The 19,684-nt window shown below is 45.1% G+C and carries 24 protein-coding genes; 11 read left to right on the top strand and 13 right to left on the bottom strand.

The window, feature by feature from the left end; all coding sequences use genetic code 11:
- Positions 1-216 precede the first annotated feature (216 nt).
- On the top strand, positions 217-843 hold the full coding sequence (gene upp, locus ACE1OE_RS15415) for a uracil phosphoribosyltransferase (RefSeq protein WP_102469679.1): 627 nt from the start codon (positions 217-219) through the stop codon (positions 841-843).
- A 67-nt stretch (positions 844-910) separates the two neighbouring features.
- On the opposite strand, the gene ACE1OE_RS15410 is transcribed toward upp, so the two are convergent.
- Complete coding sequence (locus tag ACE1OE_RS15410; protein WP_102469680.1) at positions 911-2,152, bottom strand: uracil-xanthine permease family protein; 1,242 nt, start codon at positions 2,150-2,152, stop codon at positions 911-913.
- A 272-nt stretch (positions 2,153-2,424) separates the two neighbouring features.
- Between ACE1OE_RS15410 and ACE1OE_RS15405 the strand changes: the two genes are divergently transcribed.
- Positions 2,425-3,696, top strand: a complete 1,272-nt coding sequence (locus ACE1OE_RS15405; RefSeq protein WP_449211578.1) for a DUF2066 domain-containing protein — start codon at positions 2,425-2,427, stop codon at positions 3,694-3,696.
- Between the two features lie 81 nt (positions 3,697-3,777).
- Here the strand turns inward: ACE1OE_RS15405 and ACE1OE_RS15400 are convergent, their stop codons facing one another.
- The 4 genes from ACE1OE_RS15400 to bepA are packed head-to-tail and all read right to left on the bottom strand — an operon-like array spanning position 3,778 to position 6,595.
- Positions 3,778-4,203 (bottom strand): DUF2069 domain-containing protein, encoded by a 426-nt coding sequence (locus tag ACE1OE_RS15400; protein ID WP_449211625.1) that lies wholly within the window; start codon positions 4,201-4,203, stop codon positions 3,778-3,780.
- Positions 4,204-4,208: 5 nt separating this feature from the next.
- Positions 4,209-4,781 carry an NAD(P)H:quinone oxidoreductase gene (wrbA, locus tag ACE1OE_RS15395; RefSeq protein ID WP_102469682.1) on the bottom strand — a complete coding sequence of 191 codons (573 nt, stop codon included), beginning with the start codon at positions 4,779-4,781 and terminating at the stop codon, positions 4,209-4,211.
- Positions 4,781-5,131 carry an arsenate reductase (glutaredoxin) gene (gene arsC, locus ACE1OE_RS15390; RefSeq protein ID WP_102469683.1) on the bottom strand — a complete coding sequence of 117 codons (351 nt, stop codon included), beginning with the start codon at positions 5,129-5,131 and terminating at the stop codon, positions 4,781-4,783. Before arsC ends, wrbA begins: the two co-directional genes overlap by 1 nt.
- A gap of 12 nt (positions 5,132-5,143) precedes the next feature.
- A complete protein-coding gene (gene bepA / locus ACE1OE_RS15385) occupies positions 5,144-6,595 on the bottom strand; it encodes a beta-barrel assembly-enhancing protease (protein ID WP_102469684.1) in 1,452 nt (483 codons plus the stop codon).
- A gap of 281 nt (positions 6,596-6,876) precedes the next feature.
- Between bepA and ACE1OE_RS15380 the strand changes: the two genes are divergently transcribed.
- Positions 6,877-7,104 (top strand): sulfurtransferase TusA family protein, encoded by a 228-nt coding sequence (locus tag ACE1OE_RS15380; protein WP_102469685.1) that lies wholly within the window; start codon positions 6,877-6,879, stop codon positions 7,102-7,104.
- A 3-nt stretch (positions 7,105-7,107) separates the two neighbouring features.
- The gene (locus ACE1OE_RS15375) at positions 7,108-8,175 is read left to right on the top strand and encodes an AI-2E family transporter (protein ID WP_102469686.1); all 1,068 of its coding nucleotides are present in this window, start codon (positions 7,108-7,110) and stop codon (positions 8,173-8,175) included.
- Between the two features lie 127 nt (positions 8,176-8,302).
- Here ACE1OE_RS15375 and bcp read toward each other — a convergent pair whose 3' ends face one another.
- Positions 8,303-8,773, bottom strand: coding sequence for a thioredoxin-dependent thiol peroxidase (gene bcp, locus ACE1OE_RS15370; RefSeq protein ID WP_102471232.1), 471 nt, complete (start codon positions 8,771-8,773; stop codon positions 8,303-8,305).
- Positions 8,774-9,019: 246 nt separating this feature from the next.
- A complete protein-coding gene (locus ACE1OE_RS15365) occupies positions 9,020-9,565 on the bottom strand; it encodes a glycine cleavage system protein R (protein WP_102471233.1) in 546 nt (181 codons plus the stop codon).
- A gap of 287 nt (positions 9,566-9,852) precedes the next feature.
- Between ACE1OE_RS15365 and dapA the strand changes: the two genes are divergently transcribed.
- Complete coding sequence (dapA, locus tag ACE1OE_RS15360; protein WP_102471234.1) at positions 9,853-10,731, top strand: 4-hydroxy-tetrahydrodipicolinate synthase; 879 nt, start codon at positions 9,853-9,855, stop codon at positions 10,729-10,731.
- Positions 10,732-10,780: 49 nt separating this feature from the next.
- Positions 10,781-11,812 (top strand): outer membrane protein assembly factor BamC, encoded by a 1,032-nt coding sequence (gene bamC, locus ACE1OE_RS15355; protein WP_449211577.1) that lies wholly within the window; start codon positions 10,781-10,783, stop codon positions 11,810-11,812.
- Between the two features lie 25 nt (positions 11,813-11,837).
- Here bamC and ACE1OE_RS15350 read toward each other — a convergent pair whose 3' ends face one another.
- From ACE1OE_RS15350 to ACE1OE_RS15335, 4 genes are read right to left on the bottom strand one after another with little or no spacing between them, the layout of a single operon-like run.
- Positions 11,838-12,035: a DUF2897 family protein gene (locus ACE1OE_RS15350; protein WP_102471236.1), complete on the bottom strand. Its 198-nt coding sequence runs from the start codon at positions 12,033-12,035 to the stop codon at positions 11,838-11,840.
- Between the two features lie 9 nt (positions 12,036-12,044).
- Positions 12,045-12,722, bottom strand: a complete 678-nt coding sequence (locus ACE1OE_RS15345; protein ID WP_102471237.1) for a M15 family metallopeptidase — start codon at positions 12,720-12,722, stop codon at positions 12,045-12,047.
- A 2-nt stretch (positions 12,723-12,724) separates the two neighbouring features.
- Entirely contained in the window at positions 12,725-13,861 is a 1,137-nt protein-coding gene (gene dapE, locus ACE1OE_RS15340; protein ID WP_102471238.1) for a succinyl-diaminopimelate desuccinylase, read from the bottom strand.
- 41 nt (positions 13,862-13,902) lie between these two features.
- Positions 13,903-14,253 (bottom strand): ArsC family reductase, encoded by a 351-nt coding sequence (locus ACE1OE_RS15335; RefSeq protein ID WP_102471239.1) that lies wholly within the window; start codon positions 14,251-14,253, stop codon positions 13,903-13,905.
- Between the two features lie 291 nt (positions 14,254-14,544).
- Here ACE1OE_RS15335 and ACE1OE_RS15330 point away from each other — a divergent pair, with 291 nt between their 5' ends.
- Positions 14,545-14,826 carry a winged helix-turn-helix domain-containing protein gene (locus ACE1OE_RS15330; protein ID WP_372062031.1) on the top strand — a complete coding sequence of 94 codons (282 nt, stop codon included), beginning with the start codon at positions 14,545-14,547 and terminating at the stop codon, positions 14,824-14,826.
- Between the two features lie 82 nt (positions 14,827-14,908).
- On the opposite strand, the gene ACE1OE_RS15325 is transcribed toward ACE1OE_RS15330, so the two are convergent.
- Together ACE1OE_RS15325 and ACE1OE_RS15320 are read right to left on the bottom strand one after the other, a co-directional pair.
- Positions 14,909-15,214 (bottom strand): DUF4156 domain-containing protein, encoded by a 306-nt coding sequence (locus tag ACE1OE_RS15325; RefSeq protein WP_449211576.1) that lies wholly within the window; start codon positions 15,212-15,214, stop codon positions 14,909-14,911.
- A gap of 31 nt (positions 15,215-15,245) precedes the next feature.
- A complete protein-coding gene (locus ACE1OE_RS15320; protein WP_449211575.1) occupies positions 15,246-15,596 on the bottom strand; it encodes a DUF2956 domain-containing protein in 351 nt (116 codons plus the stop codon).
- Positions 15,597-15,707: 111 nt separating this feature from the next.
- Here ACE1OE_RS15320 and ACE1OE_RS15315 point away from each other — a divergent pair, with 111 nt between their 5' ends.
- From ACE1OE_RS15315 to ACE1OE_RS15300, 4 genes are all read left to right on the top strand, one after another.
- Complete coding sequence (locus tag ACE1OE_RS15315; protein ID WP_449211574.1) at positions 15,708-16,202, top strand: DUF2919 domain-containing protein; 495 nt, start codon at positions 15,708-15,710, stop codon at positions 16,200-16,202.
- A gap of 35 nt (positions 16,203-16,237) precedes the next feature.
- Positions 16,238-17,140 (top strand): Dyp-type peroxidase, encoded by a 903-nt coding sequence (locus tag ACE1OE_RS15310; RefSeq protein WP_449211573.1) that lies wholly within the window; start codon positions 16,238-16,240, stop codon positions 17,138-17,140.
- Between the two features lie 150 nt (positions 17,141-17,290).
- The gene (locus ACE1OE_RS15305) at positions 17,291-18,427 is read left to right on the top strand and encodes a flagellin (protein ID WP_449211572.1); all 1,137 of its coding nucleotides are present in this window, start codon (positions 17,291-17,293) and stop codon (positions 18,425-18,427) included.
- Positions 18,428-18,657: 230 nt separating this feature from the next.
- The coding region (locus ACE1OE_RS15300; protein ID WP_449211571.1) for a flagellin at positions 18,658-19,684 on the top strand (1,027 nt) is incomplete at its 3' end.

The following is a 19,684-nucleotide window of genomic DNA, read 5'->3' as shown; positions in this document are numbered from 1 at the left end:
GTGAAAAGCGGCGCTATTCTAACAGGGGTTTATACAAAAAGGGAAACGTTTGCGTAAGAAAGTTTAAACTATTTTCTGTTCTCTTGTTTTGTAAGAAGGCAGAAGAATATCGCCGTTGTTTTGACTGGAAAAGGAGGGAAATGTCGAAACTCAACTGAAATAAAGGAACAAAGCATGTATAATTTTGTGGTTTTGTAAAAATTGCCGGAGTTGGACATGAAAGTTGTTGAAGTTAAACACCCTCTTGTGAAGCACAAACTAGGTTTGATGCGTGAAGGGGATATCAGCACAAAGCGTTTTCGTGAGCTTGCTACTGAAGTTGGTAGCTTATTAACTTATGAAGCGACAGCAGATTTTGAAACAGAGAAAGTGACCATCGATGGTTGGAACGGTCCTGTTGAAGTTGATCAAATTAAAGGCAAAAAGGTCACAGTAGTGCCAATCTTGCGTGCTGGTTTAGGCATGATGGATGGTGTACTTGAGCATATGCCAAGTGCTCGTATCAGTGTCGTTGGTATTTATCGCGACGAAGAAACACTAGAGCCAGTGCCTTACTTTAACAAATTGGCATCCAATATTGATGAGCGTATTGCTTTAGTTGTTGACCCAATGCTAGCAACGGGTGGCTCCATGATTGCCACCATCGACCTGCTAAAAGAGAAAGGCTGTAAGTCGATCAAAGTGTTGGTATTAGTGGCGGCGCCAGAAGGTATTGAAGCATTAGAAAAAGCGCACCCAGAGGTTGAGCTTTATACGGCGGCTATTGATGAGTGCTTGAACGATAAAGGTTATATTGTTCCAGGGCTTGGAGATGCAGGCGATAAGATTTTTGGTACTCAATAATCGATTGAATCCAGTATGAAAAAGGCTGACATTTGTCAGCCTTTTTACTTTTTACTGTGTTTGCGTTTTAGTCTTCGATCTGTGCATTGTCTACGACCTTGTTGTCACCTAGGTCATCAGGGAGGATAAGATTGAGAATAATCGCGACGATACCGCATAAGCTGACGCCCTGTAGGCTAAACTCGCCAATACCAAATGCCATTCCACCAATACCGAAAACTAATGTAATCGCCACAATGACAAGGTTGCGAGATTTATGTAGGTCAACGTTATTTTTAATCAAGGTATTCAAGCCTACTGTTGCGATAGAACCAAACAATAAGATCATGATGCCACCCATTACTGGAACAGGGATTGTTTGCAAAATCGCGCCTAGTTTGCCGACTAAAGCAAGAACAATGGCGGTGACCGCAGCCCAGGTCATGATTACAGGATTAAATGCTTTCGTTAGCATAACTGCACCTGTCACTTCGCTGTATGTCGTATTGGGTGGCGCGCCCATCATGGATGCGGCAATCGTTGCAATTCCGTCACCGGCAATGGTGCGATGCAAACCTGGCTTCTTGAGGTAGTCTTTGCCCGTTACGTTCGAGATCGCAAGCATATCCCCCACATGCTCAACGGCAGGTGCAATGGCGACGGGTAACATAAACAGTATCGCATTGATATTGAATTCTGGGGCTGTGAAGTTTGGCATGGATAACCAAGAAGCTTGCACGACAGGCGTGAAATCAACAACGCCGAAGAACAAGCTAGTAATATAGCCAGCAGAAATTCCGCTCACAATCGGTAGAAGCTTTAAAAAGCCTCGAGAGAAAACACTGACACCAATAGTGACGAGTAAAGAAATGCTCGAGATCCACAGCGCTGCATCAGAATCGATTAGCTGAATGCCACCATCGCCTGATTTGCCCAACGCCATATTGACAGCAACCGGTGCCAAACCCAAGCCGATGACCATAATGACAGGACCGACGACAACGGGTGGTAGTAGCTTGTGGATGATGGCGACACCACGCACCTTAATCAACACCCCCATTAGTACATAAACAACCCCTGCGGCCATTAGGCCACCCATAGTTGCTCCTACACCCCATGTTTGAACACCGAACATAATCGGCGCAATAAACGCAAAAGAAGAGGCGAGGAAAATAGGCACACTGCGTTTAGTCACGAGTTGGAATAATAAGGTACCGACACCCGCTCCGAAGAGGGCGACATTTGGGTCGAGTCCAGTCAATAAGGGGACAAGTACTAAGGAGCCAAATGCAACGAACAGCATTTGAGACCCTTGAAGGATAGTTTTCATGATATCAATTCCAGGCAAGTCATAAGCACACCTAACGGTCGTCAGGCAAACGCGCGAGATAGTACCATCTTGTAATCGATTACTTAATGATCTTAGTAAATAAAACCGGTTTATTGTTACAAATATCGCAATACTTGGCTTGACAACCTATTGCTAAAGCCCATTAGATTGCTTGTGCGTAATAATTTAACCAAACCTTGAAGCAGTCTGCTTGCTCCTACTCCCATGTTTGCTTATTATTCCGACTTATATCTTTGTTATTTAGGATTCCTATGCGTTATTTTGCTTGGTTGTTGGTTGGACTGTGTTCATTACCAGCGTATGCGTTGACTAAAGTTGATGTTTATTCAACTCAAATAGTGGTTAACACTGAAGAGCCAAATGCCGATGAGATCGCTCGTCAGCAAGGAATGCTAGAGGTGTTGGTGCGTGCGAGTGGTGATGTCAATATTGCTTCAAACGCCGTGGTGAAAAAGGCACTGAGTAAGAACTCTCGCTATATTTCTCAACTGGGTTACACCCAAGTAGAAGGTAAGCAGGCGTTGAGCATGAAGTTTAATAGCACTCAAATTGGTGTGTTACTTCAACAAGCGGATTCAGCAATGTGGCCTGCTGAACGCAGTAATATTATGGTCTGGCTAGTGGAAGACAACGGCTATGATCGATCAATAGCGTGGGAACATACTAACTCTCAAACGGCGCAGCAATTACGTGACGAAGCGAAAAAACGTGGCTTACCACTGACTTTTCCTGTCGGTGATTTTGACGATATGACGGGCATTCAAACCACAGATTTGTGGGGAGGATTTGTTGGCGCTATTGGACAAGCAACGCAACGTTATCCCGTTGATGCCGTTATGGTTATTAAAGCGAACGGAAAGCAGTTACGTTGGTCGCTTTATGACCAAAGTCCCGCCAGTATGGGAAATACGCAAGTCGCGCCAATAACAGGCGGAGCGTCGGGTGAGCTATCGGCCCAAAGCTTGATTGCTCAGGTGAGTGATTACTACGCATCTAAAAACACTACCCTTGTGAGTGGTGATAGTGCCGGCTCCGTGACGGTGTCCTTTACGGGGATGACAAGCGCCGATGCCTTTTTTACTTTAGAGCGAGCGCTAGGTCGATTAGCGTCAACAGCAAAAGTTGACGTTGCCGAAATCCGCGGTGAAACGGTGATTGTACGAATTGCGTTGTTGGGGTCGATTGATTCTTTTGAGCAAGAAGTATTGAAGCTTGGTTTGGTCAAAAAAGTGGAAGTGATTGAAGAAGTGCCAAACTCAGTAGATGAAAGCACCTTAGTCAACGACAAGGTTGTCGGCGCTCTGGATGAGGTCGAAAACAGTAATGCGACATCTCAAGCCGTGTCACCTCAAATCTCTGAAAACACAGCTACGAGTGCAGAGGCCGCCAGTGCGTCTGATATTGGCGCTGCGGTCAGCGATGTATCTCAACCCGAATTGCTCCCTGCAGACAATGCTGTCACCGAAAAAACCGCCTCAGGCCTTATCGATAAACCGAAACTGGCATTTGAATGGCTGTACTAATTCTATTGCAATAATCAAATAACAGACATAAAAAAGGAGGCTTAGCCTCCTTTTTTATGTCTGTTATTTATATTTAACGGCTTATTTTTCTTCGAATTTTTCCTTTTCTTTTTTCTCGACACTGGATAAGCGAGGTAGCTTTAGCCCCATGTCTTTGCCTTTTAGTCGGGCATAGAGTGTATTGCCGATAAATGCCAATGTGGTCAGTATGAGTTCAACGGCGGCTAGCCATCGCTCACCCTCATCGGTATACAGCAGCGTAAAAGCGTGCAGAAAATACAGCATGAGCACAAAGTTTGCCCAAGCGTGCGTATACGGCTTGCCTGCTAAAATACCGGGTAACGGCAACAAAAGAGGTATCGCCCAAGCGATGGTAATGGTTAGAGCGCTGATGTGTGGATGCGGTGAGAGTGTGCTGTGCCATAAGATAACCCAGGTTAGTAGGGCTAGGTTTGAAAGTAGGGCAAAGTATCGAGCGTACTGAGTATTCGGTTGCAAGCGAGTCATATCCATTATGATTGTTTGAGTTGTTGTGCCGTCTTTGCCAATCGCTTTCCAAGTGTCATGGCAAGAGCGGCCTCGTCAGGGGTTAATTGATTACTGTCGTTGGCAACGTGCGATGCGCCATAAGGCGTTCCCCCTGACGTAGTCGTATGCAGCGCTGGTTCGCTATAAGGAATACCCATCACCATCATGCCATGGTGAAGCAGCGGTAACATCATTGACTGTTGTACGGTTTCTTGCCCCCCGTGAAGGCTTGATGATGAGGTAAATACGCAAGCGGGTTTATCGATCAGTGATCCATTAATCCACAATCCTGTGGTTTGATCCCAAAAGTGCTTAAGTGGCGCTGCCATATTACCAAACCAAACCGGACTGCCCATGGCAAGTCCGTCGCAGTTTTTTAAGTCCGTTAATGTTGCATAAGCGTCAGAGGACTCGGCTGCAAGTGGGTCTAATTCAGCGACGGTTCTTAATACGGCCTCACAACCCTGAACGCTCTCGATACCACGGGCGATTGATCTTGCCAGGTTTTGAGTACTGCCGTGACGGCTGTAATACAGCACTAAAATTTTGCACGTCACTACAAAATCTCGAGAACTTGTTCTGGCGGACGACCATGTTTTGCTTTGCCATTACTGACGACAATTGGTCGCTCAATCAGCTTTGGATTGTCGAACATGGCTTGGAATAGGTGGTCGTCAGTCAATGCCGGATCTGCCAGATTTAGTGTTTTGTAGATGTCTTCTTTGGTGCGCATCATCGCACGCACGCTTTCAACTTCAAGTTGTGTGAACAATGTTTTGAGTGTCTCTTTGCTAGGCGGCGTATCCAAGTATTTAACCACATCCACTTCGATGCCTTGTTCTTCCAATAGGGCGAGAGTCTGGCGGCTTTTAGAGCAGCGTGGGTTATGGTAGATAGTGACTGACATATTAATTCCTTATTATTGTAGTGCCATGAACCGATCACGCTGAACCAACAGTTGATCAATTCGTGCGTCATAGCGGGCTTGTTTTAAACTTCCTAAGGTGGCGAGCTGGCTGGCTTGTGAATACAGCTGAATCGATTTATCCCATTGGGCATTGAGCGCCATGATCTCAGCTCTTGCGGCAAGGTCACCATCGCTGTTACTGAGCTTGATATTCGCCTCAGATAGTAAGTGCCACCCATTAGTATCATCCGGGTGTTCGTGCGTATAGCGCTGTAGAACCTGAACCGTTTTATCAAGTTGCTGGCTTGCCAATAATGCGTTGGCATAGTTGAGGGTAATCACAGGGTTATTTGGCTTAGTTTTTAATGCTTTTTCCATTAATTGCACCGCTTTTTCTGGTTTCCCTTGGGCGATGTAAAGATCAGAGGTCGCATCAAGATAAAAATTATCATTGGGTCTTGAGCGAAGAAGCTTGGTTAAAATTGCTTCAGACTTGTCGAGTTGATTATTGTCCAAATAAACCAACGCCTTCCCGTATTCAAAAGAATCTTTAATCGCGGGATCGGCTTTCTTAGCTGTGCGCTGGAACCAATCTAGTGCCGAGTTCTGTTTGATATTGGCATAGCGAGCGACGACTCTTGCTCTTGCTAAGTGGTAGTCAATTGAAGGCAGTACACGTAATGGTGGATAGTTTTGAGCGCGTGCGCGAGTGTCCGTGATACGGTCTTCTGGTAATGGGTGAGTCAGCAGCATTGGTGGCGGTTTACTTGCGTAGCGATAATCATCGGCAAGTCGGCCAAAGAAACGAGGCATGTCATTCACATCAAACTTGGCTCGGGCCAAGGTGGCAATACCAAATCGGTCGGCTTCTTTTTCGTTACTTCGTGTGTAGTTAATCGATGCCTGCATTGAACCCGCAGTGGTTGCTGTCAACGCCGCCATTCCAGCTTGTGGCGCGGCAATGGCCAGCAGCAATGACCCGACGAGCGCTGCCACGGTTGCAGGTGAGCGTCGTGCCTCGTCTTCCATTCGACGTGCTAAGTGTCGTTGGGTGACGTGGGCAATTTCGTGAGCCATAACGGAGGCAAGTTCACTCTCACTGTGAGCGTGAAGAAATAATCCGGTATGTAAGGCAACATGACCGCCAAAGAAAGCAAAAGCGTTAATATTGCGATCGCGAATCATAAAGAAGGTGAACGGTGTCTTTACATCATTGGCACTCGAAACCAGTCGGTGGCCGATAGAATTAACATACTCATTCATCACCGGGTCATTGACGACAGGCGAACTTGCTCGAATCATTCGCATATAAGCATCACCATAGATAATCTCTTGATCTATGGTTAGAGTTGCGCCTGCTGCCGTCCCGATTTCAGGAAGATCAGCTTCGGCAATAGCAATGTTCGGCACGCTTAGCGCGGTGGCGACACATAGGCAAATTAGAGAACGAGCGCGTTTTATCATACTGACTAAGGTAACTCCTGTGATTTGGTAGTTTTGACCATGGTTATCAAGCTTGGTTTCCTACCTTATTCCATATTTGTTTTATTTTTGCATACGATCTACGGATAAGAAAGTACTTAGGTGGTTCGAACAACGTAACTTTGGACTGCGACAGCAATGTATTAGGCGTCTATCGCTTGTAACACATACTGTTTGGGAAAGAAATGAAAAGCAATGTACAATAGCACGCTAGACTTAAGGTGTTACTATAGACGCACCTTATTGAAACGCTTAGTAAATGAATGTCGATAAAAAGCTTAGATCTAACACAAGAGCGTTGCCCAATGTCTCTTTTACGAGTGAAACGCTCTTATATGCCATTGGTAAACGGTGAACAATTATGCATCCAGTTAACCGATGAGAGTTCAGTGAGAGATATTCTTAATTACCTTAAGGTACAAAACGCAAACGTTCATTGCCAGACGGCAGCAGGCGTTACCACACTTACGATCAGTAAACAGGAAGATTAGTAGATGCTAGATATGATTCGTCATTGGTACAAACGGCGCTTTTCTGACCCAGAGGCGGTTAGCCTTGTCGTGATATTGTTGTTTGGATTCATCACTATCTACTTCTTTGGTTATTTGATCGCTCCCTTACTGGTTGCGATTGTGCTCGCTTATTTGCTTGAGTGGCCCGTCAGCCAGTTATGCCGGATGGGACTCCCACGATCGGTGTCAGTGATTGGCGTGATCTTGTTGTTTATTAGCCTGATGTTGATGGCTATTTTTGGTTTAGTCCCTACCATTTGGAACCAAGTTGGCAACCTGATCAACGACATACCTAATATGTATGCGGGGATGCAAAACTTCGTCGTCGATATCCCTAAGCGTTATCCAGACCTTGCTGAAATCCACCTTGTTGAGTCCGTAATGGTTAACCTTAAGAATAAGGTATTACTGTTGGGTGAAAATGTTGTGAAGGGGTCGCTTGCATCATTAGTCAGCCTGGCGGCACTTGCTGTTTATCTTATCCTCGTGCCGCTTTTAGTGTTCTTCTTACTGAAAGACAAAGAAGAGATGGTCGATATGGCGAGCGGTGTTTTGCCACGTAATCGTCGCCTAGCGAATGAAGTATGGCTCGAGATGAATCAACAGATTTCAAATTATATTCGAGGCAAGGTACTGGAAATACTCATTGTTGGTACCGTGAGTTACATTACATTCGCGATCTTGGATTTGCGCTACGCCGTCTTGCTTGCGGTATTGGTTGGTTTTTCTGTGCTTATTCCTTACATCGGAGCTGCCGCGGTGACGGTGCCCGTTGCGATGGTGGGATTATTTCAGTGGGGGCTTGCTCCACCGTTTTATTGGTTGCTACTTGCCTACGGAATTATCCAGGCATTGGATGGCAACGTATTAGTGCCGGTGTTGTTTTCAGAAGCGGTGAATTTACACCCTGTCGCCATTATTGTGGCAGTGCTTGTTTTTGGTGGGCTCTGGGGCTTTTGGGGGGTGTTTTTCGCTATCCCACTTGCAACATTAGTCAAAGCTGTGTGGAATGCGCTTCCAAGTAAAGAAGAACCTAATCAAGCCGCTTAGCAATGCTAACCTAGCAATGCTTACTTGGATATTGAGTATAAAAAAGCCTCGCAATAGCGAGGCTTTATTTTGTTGGTGTGACCCGCTCTAAATAAGGTCGATGCTATTTTAGCGTCGAAAGTGAGCCTTAAGCATTTTCTTCTAGGTACGCCAAAACCACGTCATGATGGGTCTTTGTTTTGAACTTGTTGAAGACATGCTCAATAACACCATTTTCATCAATCAAGAAACTGATGCGATGCAAGCCGTCGTAGACCTTACCCATGAACTTCTTTTCTCCCCAGACGCCAAACTGGTCTGCAGCGACATGCTCTTCATCGGATAATAGGGTGAAGTTTAGGTTATCGCGTTCAATAAATTTACCTAAACGTTTTACTGGGTCGATGCTAGCGCCAAGCACAACGACATTGTGTTCCGCGAGTTGAGATTGGATGTCACGCAAACCTTGTGCTTGAACGGTACAGCCAGGGGTCATTGCCTTAGGGTAGAAGTAAAAGAGAATTTTCTTACCCTTAAAATCGCCTAATGAAACAGTTTTTCCGTCTTGATCGAGTAAACTGAAGTTGGGTGCTGGTGAGCCAGCTGTCAACGTATTCATGTTGATTCCTTTGAAGTGATGGTTTCTATTTATTAGTGATGAGCTTTTTGTCAGTGGTGAACTTTTTATATACGGTGAATTCTATTTTTATGACCAATTAGCGCAACCGTATCGCTGATTAAGCAGCCGTGTGAGCACAGACGCTGTGAGCATTGATGCGGTGAGTAAGAGGTGTATATATGCGTTTCGTATTCATCGAATTTGTGGCTACTCAACGCATTATTTTAGACCAATCGACTGAGCGCTTTATTGTTTATTTGTGCTGATGAAGTTGAGTGAGCCTTTTACTGAAAGGGTTTGGCATAGCGCTTCAAATTCTTCTTGTAATTGCATTAAATTGCAGTTTTCTTCAACATTGGCACTGAGTGCGATTTGGAACTGATCAATGTCGGTGCCAGCACGTTCTTTGACAATAGTCTGTGCACTCAATGAAGCGAGGCCGATATCCTTGTCTGCAAAAAACTGTGTGAATTGCTCTGTAAGGCCGACACGGTCTTCCGATTCAACAAAGACCTCTACAGTGTATTGATTGGTCAGGTGGTCATGTCTTGACGTGCGTTTCATCATGGTGATGAGGTCGTGTTCTTGACCAAGCAGCGGTAGTGTTGTCTCGACACGTGTAATATAACTACTCGTACCAGAAATCAGCATAATGAGGGTGAATTCATTACCGAACATGGCGATACGGCTATCAACAATGTTGCATCCTGATTGAGTGACAAGGTGCACAAGTTCATTGCATATCCCTGGCCGATCGGTACCAACGGCGGTAATCACTAAATATTGATTCATAACGTCACTTCTATTCCCTGTTTGTTGATATGGTAGCACAACTCAAATTAAAGCTCTTGTAGTAGCCGTGATGGAATTGGCGTAAATCTTTCAATATCGACGTATTTTGCGTGACATATTTGACGATTGTTTGACACCAAATTATACCAAAAGCGCATCTTACACGTGCCTCATATCTGAAATCTGAAATTAATCATTCACTTCTTTGTGGGAACTGTTTTTAATCTCTTGTGTTTATCAATATCATTACAGTACCATGCAAGAAGTATCAATTTAGGGAGATAGCCATGTTTTCAGGAAGTATTGTTGCATTAATAACCCCATTCACTCCAGATGGTGAAGTGGACTTTGTTAGCTTAAAGAAGCTAGTCGACTTTCACGTTGACGCAGGTACCGACGGTATCGTTGCGGTTGGTACTACGGGTGAGTCTGCAACATTAACTGTAGAAGAACATGTCAAGGTTGTCGCTAAGACGGTTGAATTCGCAGCGGGCCGAGTCCCTATCATTGCGGGTACGGGAGCAAACGCGACACATGAAGCCATCACGTTTAGCCGCTTGCTAAATAACGTGGGTATTGCAGGTTGTTTGAGTGTTACGCCGTATTACAATAAGCCGACTCAAGAAGGTCTATATCAGCATTACAAAGCGATTGCTGAAGAAAGTGACATTCCACAGATTCTCTACAACGTCCCAGGGCGTACTGGCGTCGATCTTTTGCCTGAAACGGTAGCAAGATTATCTAAGATCCCAGGCATTGTTGCATTGAAGGATGCGACAGGTGATTTATCTCGTATTCAAATTCATCGTGAACTTTGTGGCGAAGATTTTATCTTACTAAGTGGTGATGATTCGTCAGGGTTGGATTTTGTCCAACAAGGCGGTAAAGGGGTTATCTCTGTCACTAATAACATTGCAGCGGCTGACATGGCTAAAATGATGAAACTCGCCTTAGCGGGTCAGTTTGAAGAAGCGCATCAAATTAACCAGCGCCTAATGACACTGCATAAAAACTTGTTTGTAGAATCGAGCCCTATCCCAGTTAAATGGGCTGCTCACAAAATGGGTTTAATTGAAGAAGGCAACCTGCGTCTGCCGTTAACAGAGTTGTCAGAGCAAGCCAAACCTATTGTTGCCCAAGCAATGTCGGAAGCTTGCATCTACTAAAATAGAATAAATAAGAGGAGCGTAAGGTTCCTCTTTTAAGGGAGTCTCAATGAAATTTTCTCGTCAGCTAACAGTGTCTTCGTTAGCTGTTATGGTATTAGCCGCTTGTTCAAGCGATCCTAACACTCGCCGTGAAGCTAAAGATGATTTCAATTATCTAGATGCGCCAGCGCTTCAAAGCTGGCAGCTTGCCGAAGGCGCAACCCCTCAGTTTTATCCCAATTATGAAATCCCTAAAGGTGACTATAAAGGTGGGGTTGGACGCGAGGTTGATATTCGTCCACCACAGCAAGTATTGGAACTGATCCCTGGAGCTCGTGTTGAACGTCAAGGCTCTGAAGTGACCCTTTGGCTCTTAAAGCAAGATGAGATGGATAAGGTCTGGGCAACGGTTCAAAAAATGCTGACTGAGATCGATGTGAAACCACTCAAAGAAACCAATGACCTTATCGAAACGGATTGGGTGACATGGGTGTCGGCGGATGAAGATGTTGAAATAGGCAGCCGCTACGAAATCACACGCTTTGAAGCCAATCGTCGCTTTGGATTCAAAATGAAGCTCATTGACTGGCGGGAGGCGAATACGGTTAAACCGGTGACGCGTACGAACGAGGAGCGCTATAACACGCTAATGACCAATCTCGTCACGGCCCGCTACGATCGCGACTTAAGAGAAGAAGCCGCCCTAAAAGCGCAACAACTGGTCAAGTCGATCCCGATTAGTATGGGGACAGATAGAAGCGGTTTACCGGTTATTATTGCCCGTACACCTTACAACGTGATGTGGCAAGAAGTGCCAGAATTGCTTCCAAGAATGGGCTTTACCATTGATTCAAGAAATCAATCACAAGGTACCGCAAAAGCTAAATATGCATCACCTGATGATGATTTTTGGAACGATGTGGGTCTGAAACCGATTGACTTGGAGCCTGGGGAATACACATTCCTGTTCGGGGATTTAGGGAACCGTACCTCAATCAATGTTACCGATAAAGATGGTAAACCGGTCAATGAAAATCTTCTGCGATCACTTGAGCCATTGATATCAACGGTGATACAACAAGGTAAAAACAACAAATAATTAAAAAGGACCTTTATGGTCCTTTTTACTTTTTCTTTGTCTCGTCATATTTTTTCTTGTCCAGTTCATTCAACCTGTCCAGCTCATACTTTCGTTTCTTAGCGGGGTTTTGTTGTTGGTCGAATTTCATATGGGCCGTGTATTTCAAGGCTGCAATGTTGCCAAATACCACGGCGAGTACAACAATAATGATGACCCAAGGATTAAATAACCACTCAATCATATTTTGTTCTCACTTGCTGATGTTAAGGATGTATTGATTGTAGATGTTATTCAGCTCGGAGAGTATGGTATTTCGTCCCAAAATCGCGGATTGCTCTATTGCGCGATGCAGTTGTTCAAGGCTTAATGCGGCGAGCATGCTTTGAGAAGCTTTTTGGTGACTGATATGCCAAGGCTCAAAGGCAACCCCGTTTACTAAATCTTGTTGATAAGGTAAGAAGAAGCCTGATGCAGGAAGGTGGGCTTTAAGCCACTGATAGAATGCTGATTGATGGCCGTCTATATACTCCCATGGCTCTAGCTTTAAAGGGGTATTTTCAGGAAGGGAGTTACCCGCATATACGTCGAAATCTGTCCCCCAATGGTGGCGACTCGCGCCTGGGAGTGCGCTCCATTTCAATATGGCATATACCTTTTCTTTCTCTGTTAATTGTTCTGAAATGAGAGGAATGCCATGACTGTCCAGAATTGGTTGCTTTCCCGTCATTTTATTGTTCCAAATAGTCAGTTGACGTTCGAAACTTCGGTAGCCACTGGCAATGTATAAAACAAAGCCAGCGTCTGATGCCGCTTGTGTTAATCCGTTTAAGTCTTCTTGGACATTCGGGTGGACTTGAAAAAAGCGTTGCCCAATTTGTAACTCAGTTAACACCGTTTCATCTTGTCCCACAAGCGACAGGTTTGTCATAACTACTTACCTAATAAGTTGATGAGGGTATGCTCATACATATCCGTTAGCTTTTCTAAATCCGCGACATTGACACACTCATTGACCTTATGGATGGTGGCGTTAACAGGACCTAGTTCAACAACTTGTGCCCCCATTTTGGCAATGAATCGTCCATCGGATGTCCCACCAGTCGTCAGCAGTTGTGGTTTTTGTTCATTGACTGTGGCAACAGCATCGACAACCGCCGTTAACAAGTTACCGGTATCGGTAAGGAATGGCTGCCCGCTTAATGTCCATTGTAAATCGTAGTCTAGCCCATGTAGGTCAAGAGTAGAGTGGACGCGTCGTTTGATATCGTCATCGGTAAGTTCTGTGCTAAAGCGGAAATTAAATTGCACATTAAACTCCCCTGGTATCACATTACTCGCACCAGTTCCCGCATGGAGATTGGGGATCTGGAAGCTAGTCGGAGGGAAGTAGTCATTACCATCATCCCACTTTGTCGCCGCCAGTTCAGCAAGTGCTGTTAGCGACTGGTGAATGGGGTTACGTGCAAGTTGTGGATAGGCCACGTGCCCTTGGATACCTTTGATGCAGAGATCGCCAGTAATAGAGCCTCTACGCCCATTCTTGACCACATCACCGACATGATCGGTACTGGATGGCTCACCCACGATACACATGTCAATAATTTCATTACGTGCCATCAAGGTATCAACGACGCGAGTCGTACCATTGATAAATGGGCCCTCTTCATCTGATGTAATGAGAAAGGCAATCGAACCATCATGATTAGGATTATTTTTAACAAATCGCTCCACTGCCACGACCATGCAGGCCAGTGAGCCTTTCATGTCGGCTGCGCCACGACCATGCAGGTGTCCATCTATAATGGTCGGTTCGAACGGGGGCGTATGCCATTGTTCAATAGGGCCTGCAGGTACTACGTCGGTATGACCAGCAAAAGCAAACAATGGGGCACTGTTGCCACGGCGAGCCCAAAAGTTGGTAGTGTCATCAAATACCATGATTTCAATTTCAAACCCGAGTGCTTCGAGTCTCTCAATCATTACTTTTTGGCAATCTGCGTCTTCTGGTGTTACTGATTGGCGGCTAATTAAGTCTTTTGCTAGTGCCAAAACGGGGCTGTCTGTCATCCTTGAGGATCCTTGTCTCTTAATTTTAAAATTGAATCGATTTAAAGATTGAAAATCTGTTGGTATTGTTCGGCTTTAAAACCAATGTGATACTGCCCATCGATACTAAGAATAGGGCGTTTAATCATGGCTGGCTGTTCAACAAGAAGCGCAACCACATTGTCTGCATTAAGCTGTTCTTTTTGCTCTGCAGATAACTGGCGGTAGGTGGTACCGCGCTTGTTGAGGACTAACTCCCAACCAAGTTGCTCACAGAAGTCGTTGATAAGTTCTGGTGTCACGCCTTGTTTTCGATAGTCATGAAAACTGAATTCAAGGTTGTTGGCGTCCAGCCATTTCTTGGCTTTCTTAATCGTGTCGCAATTTGGAATGCCAAACATAGTTATCGACATAGTGTTTTCCTTTGAGCGCTGAGGATCCCTCTGAGGGGATTAATGTTATGGTTCCCAGCATCCTACCAAGAAGTCTCTTGAGAGACAAAGCCTGTCAATAGCCATTGAAGACTTCCGTTTGTTCGCCACCTGAATACGAGTACAAATCAACGCATATCGGAGCGAAGTTCTAAAGACTCGTTACAAATTGAAGATCATTGAAACAGAAAGGATTATCGAGAACTTGATCAAGCGCAACACGATTGTGGTGAAATTCAATATATTGGATATGCACATAAATAGGAGGTGTCAATGGAACTGAGTCCTGTATTTGCACGTCGTCTCTATCTTGCTCTGCTCGTTGAAAGCTTAGACAGACCGAATGTGCCAAAACTGATTGAACGAACGGGCTGGCCTCGTCGCACCATACAAGATGTTATTAAAGCGCTACCCGGTATCGGTATTGAACTGATGTTTGTTCAAGATGGGCGCAGACACAACGATGGTTATTACCAGTTATCTGACTGGGGACCGTTTGATAGCCAATGGGTTGTACAACGTAAAATGGATATTGAATCTACTTTGGGCGTGTAACCATTTATTGGCGATTGAATGCGAATGAAATATCAATTGTGTATGAGTGAATAAAAATACAGCCAGGGTGTAGACTCTGGCTTTATTTTTGACAGTAATAAGCGGAACCGTACAAGGTTACTGATGTCTGAAAGTCAACCGGGGAAAGGAGCATCACCGTATTCGCGCCGATGATGGAGGCGTTACTTTTCATGTCATTCATCGCCCCTCTGACCATGGCGCTATTGGTGAAAAACAAAAAGCTGTACCAATGCCCCTCCGATCCGGTTACTTCGCCTTTCCATTCGCAGTGCTCCATGTCAAGCCCGTGATCAAAACGTAACACCACACTTTCAGATTGTGCGGATAGGTGATGAGTGGGTGATACACACCCCGCTAAAGCACTCATTGTAATAACCGCACCGACTATCAATAGTGGCCTATAGATAGAAAGCATACGCCAAGAAACCGATCCAACTGATGGCAAGTAAACCCCAAGGCAGCATTGAGCTGGTGGGAGAGGTTTGAGTGTGCGTAACTGAGGGTTCGTTGTTAGCGTCAAGCTCTGTCAGAACCGGCTTGAGTTTTTCTCTTCTTTGTTTCTTTTGGGCTTTGTCTGCTTGTCGTTTTTTTTCTTTTTGCTGCTTTTTGTAGAGAGCAATCCCTTTTTCAATACCTTGCGCGACGATGCGGGTTTGCTCTTTGGTTTGCCCTGGCTTTTGTGTCGATTTTGCAATTCGCATTGCTTCTTGTTGAGTTTCTATCGAAGGGGTGGGTTGTGGGTTTTTCATAACTTACTCGCCAATACGTTTTCTTTATTTTATCACAATGTTGTGCTGGATCTTGAATACTCCTGTAGTCAGCTCAATATATTGTGATAAGCACCCAGCAGAGAAATAAATATGCGTTATGCATTAGAACGATACGATAAAGACGGCTTTTTGAAAGCCCCCGTTTGGTTATGGCTAGGATGGCTTTTTCTGACTCGAGCATGGGTGGTATTTATTGTCGCTGGCGCAAGCAGAAATGACGGGGTCACGATTTTGGAGTATGTCTACCCGGATCAAAAAATGCTCTATCTAGGGTTGGCTATGGGGCTGCCCATTGTTGTATCTATGTGGTTAATTGGTTTAAGAAAACCAGAGACAAAAAAAATTAATCGCATGGTCAATTACTGTAAGCCAATCACGCTCATTGTCGTTATTGGGCAGTTGATACAAACCATTTACCTTGTTAATTTACAACACTGGGGATTTAGCTGGGCCAATGCGATTACGTTGGTGTTACTACTCTGGTTTGCCATTTATTTAGCCAACAGCCGCAGTGTCGTCGATTGTTTGGCAATCCCCGTTGATATCCGTCCCGTTACTGATCAGAATCATAACTCCGCTGACTAGTTGAAAATACACTGAGAAAAAATAGAGGAACTCGCATGTCTTTACCACAAAGTGCCATTATTCCAGAGGCGGAACCTTTCGCGCTGTATACACAATTGAAAGTGAACCAACACCCGCAACAGGTGCTTACCGCATTACAATCGCTACCTCAACTAGTGGACGACTTAAATCAATCGCAACCCGATGCAGCACTGACATTGTCGTTGGCATTTAGCCATCAATTTTGGACGGGACTGACACAAGCGATGCCCAGTGAACTCAAAGTTTTTCCTGAGTTAGGGGAGGGTGAAGTTCATGCGCCATCTAGCGATGTGGATGTATTAATTCACTGTCATTCTAAGCGTCACGATTTGCATTTCTATGTCCTACGTAAACTGATGTCTCAAATTGCAGATTCAGTCACCATTGTCGACGAGACGCAAGGGTTTCGTTTTATGGATTCAAGAGACATGACGGACTTTATTGATGGGACGGAAAACCCTAAAAATGAGAAACGTACAGAGGTTGCCATCATTAACGATGGTGAGCTTGCTGGTGGTAGTTATGTCATGGTGCAACGCTTTGAGCACAACGTACCCGCTTGGAATCGTCTCAACGTGTCTGCACAAGAAAAAGTGATAGGCCGAACGAAGCTTGACTCCATTGAGCTGGACGATGTTCCCGTGGCTTCTCACGTTGGTCGCGTTGATCTTAAAGAAGACGGCGTTGGTTTGAAAATTGTTCGCCATAGCTTGCCATACGGCAGTGTCAGTGGTGCACACGGGTTGCTATTTATTGCATACTGCAACACGGTCCATAATTTCGACGCTATGTTAGAAAGCATGTACGGCGTCACTGATGGTAAAACGGATCAGCTGTTGCGTTTCACCAAAGCGGTGACGGGGGCGTACTTCTTTGCACCATCACAGGCGATGCTTGCCACGCTAAGCGTTAAATAACGAGCTCACCTATTAATACTGGGTTTCTTGTGAAGCAATATTATTGACAGCAAGAAACCTACATTGCCCCCTCCTCCCGCGTCACTCTTTCTCTTAAGTTTTTTTCAAGCTTGCCGATAGGTTTAATAATCACCTTATCTGTGGATAGCTATGTCGATTACTGTCAATACCAATGTGAGTGCAATGATGGCGCAGAATCAGCTCCATAAAGCGACTCAATCCTTAAACCAATCCCTAGAAAGGTTGGCATCAGGCAGTCGTATTAACAGCGCTAAAGATGATGCCGCGGGCCTACAGATTTCCAATCGATTAGAAGCACAGATCTCTGGATTAGGTGTGGCACAGCGCAATGCCAATGATGGTATTTCTATTATGCAGACTGCAGAAGGCGCGATGAACGAGACATCTCAGCTCTTGCAGCGCATGCGTGATTTGTCATTGCAATCCTCGAACGGCGCTAACTCACCCGATGACAGGCGTGCCTTACAAGAGGAGTTTACTGCACTTAATGATGAACTCAACCGCATCGCGGAAACGACCTCTTTTGGTGGTAGAAAGCTACTGAACGGTCAGTTTGGCAGTTCATCATTTCAAATTGGATCGGGTGCAGGAGAAGCACTGCAAATTGAACTGAAAAGTATGCGCACTGATCAGCTACAAATGGGGGGCGTCGCCTACCAAGCTGCCAAAGGTGCGCCGGATACGTGGCGTGTTGATCCAAATCAGCAAACTTTTAGCTTTAGTTATCAAGATTCAATTGGACGAGACATCACCCAAACTATTGAGGCAAAACCCGGCGATGATATTGAACAGGTAGCGACGTATATTAACGGCCAAACCCAAGTGTTATCCGCATCAGTCAATGAGCATGGTCAGCTACAACTGTTTGCTGATTCAGATCGTGTCACTAGTGAAGCCACTTTTTCGGGGGCGTTGGCAGAAGAACTCAACGTTGAGACTCGCGGCCGATTGACCGTCGACGATCTGTCGATTGGTTCTGTCGGAGGGGCGCAAATGTCCGTATCGGTAATAGACAAGGCTATAAAATTTGTTGATAGCCACCGTGCGGAATTGGGCGCGAATCAGAATCGCCTTGGGCATACTATTAATAACCTAGCTAATATGGAAGAAAACTTATCGGTATCACAAGGGCGGATTCGTGATACTGATTATGCCAAAGAAACGACACAGATGATTAAGCAACAAATTCTGCAACAGGTCAGTACAACGATATTGGCACAGGCGAAGCAATCGCCCAGCCTCGCCATGACATTACTCCAATCATAGGTCGGGCATTCGACCTAACGCTAAAGAACTTTAGGCTTTTTTAGTAAAAACTTCTGCTTTTCCTTACTTCATCACACTCCATGTTGTTAGCCATTAAAAAACGTAATTATCTTAAAAAAAAACTCAAGTAATTGCTTTGTAAGACGATAAAGAAAGTAACTTTGAGAGAACTACTTGGTTTTCCGAGACGTCGGAAACCGCTACACCGGAAAATCAATTGGAGAAACAACATGGCAGTGAACGTAAATACTAACGTATCGGCAATGACCGCTCAGCGTTACCTAAACAATGCAAGTCAAGCGCAAGCGACGTCAATGGAGCGTTTGGCTTCGGGTTCTAAAATCAACAGCGCAAAAGATGATGCGGCTGGTCTGCAAATCTCTAACCGCTTAAACGTACAGAGCCGTGGTCTTGATGTGGCCGTGCGTAATGCTAACGATGGTATCTCGATTGCTCAAACCGCTGAAGGCGCGATGAATGAAACGACAAACATCCTGCAACGTATGCGTGACTTGTCGCTACAATCTTCAAATGGTTCAAACTCAAAATCTGAGCGTGTCGCAATTCAAGAAGAAGTGACGGCGTTGAATGACGAGCTTAACCGTATTGCTGAAACCACGTCTTTTGGTGGTAACCGTCTATTAAACGGTACCTACGGTACACAATCATTCCAAATCGGTGCAGACAACGGTGAAGCGGTGATGCTGAACCTTAATGACATGCGCTCTGATAACTCAAGAATGGGTGGCACAAGCTACCAAGCAGAAAACGCGAAAGGCAAAGACTGGAGCGTAGCGGCCGGTTCAAATGATTTGAACATCACGCTAACAGACAGCTTTGGTGAAGAGCAAAATATCGCTATCACGGCTAAATCGGGTGATGACATCGAGCAACTGGCAACTTACATCAATGGTCAAACTGACCTTGTGAAAGCATCGGTCAACGAAGATGGTCAGCTGCAAATGTTTGCCGGTAACAACAAAGTAGACGGTGACGTGTCATTTGGTGGGTCACTGGCAGGTGAGCTTGGCATGCAAGATGGTCAAGCGGTTACGGTGAACACTATTGACGTGACAAGCGTGGGTGGTGCACAAGAGTCAGTGGCTATCATCGATTCAGCATTGAAATATGTGGACAGCCACCGTGCTGAACTTGGTGCATTCCAAAACCGTTTCGACCATGCGATCAACAACCTTGATAACATTAACGAAAACGTGAATGCCTCGAAGAGCCGTATCAAAGATACTGACTTCGCCA

This window comes from Vibrio sp. E150_011 (genome assembly GCF_053544015.1).
The sequence above is the reverse complement of the archived record's forward strand: the minus strand, read 5'-3'. Positions and strand labels throughout refer to the sequence as shown.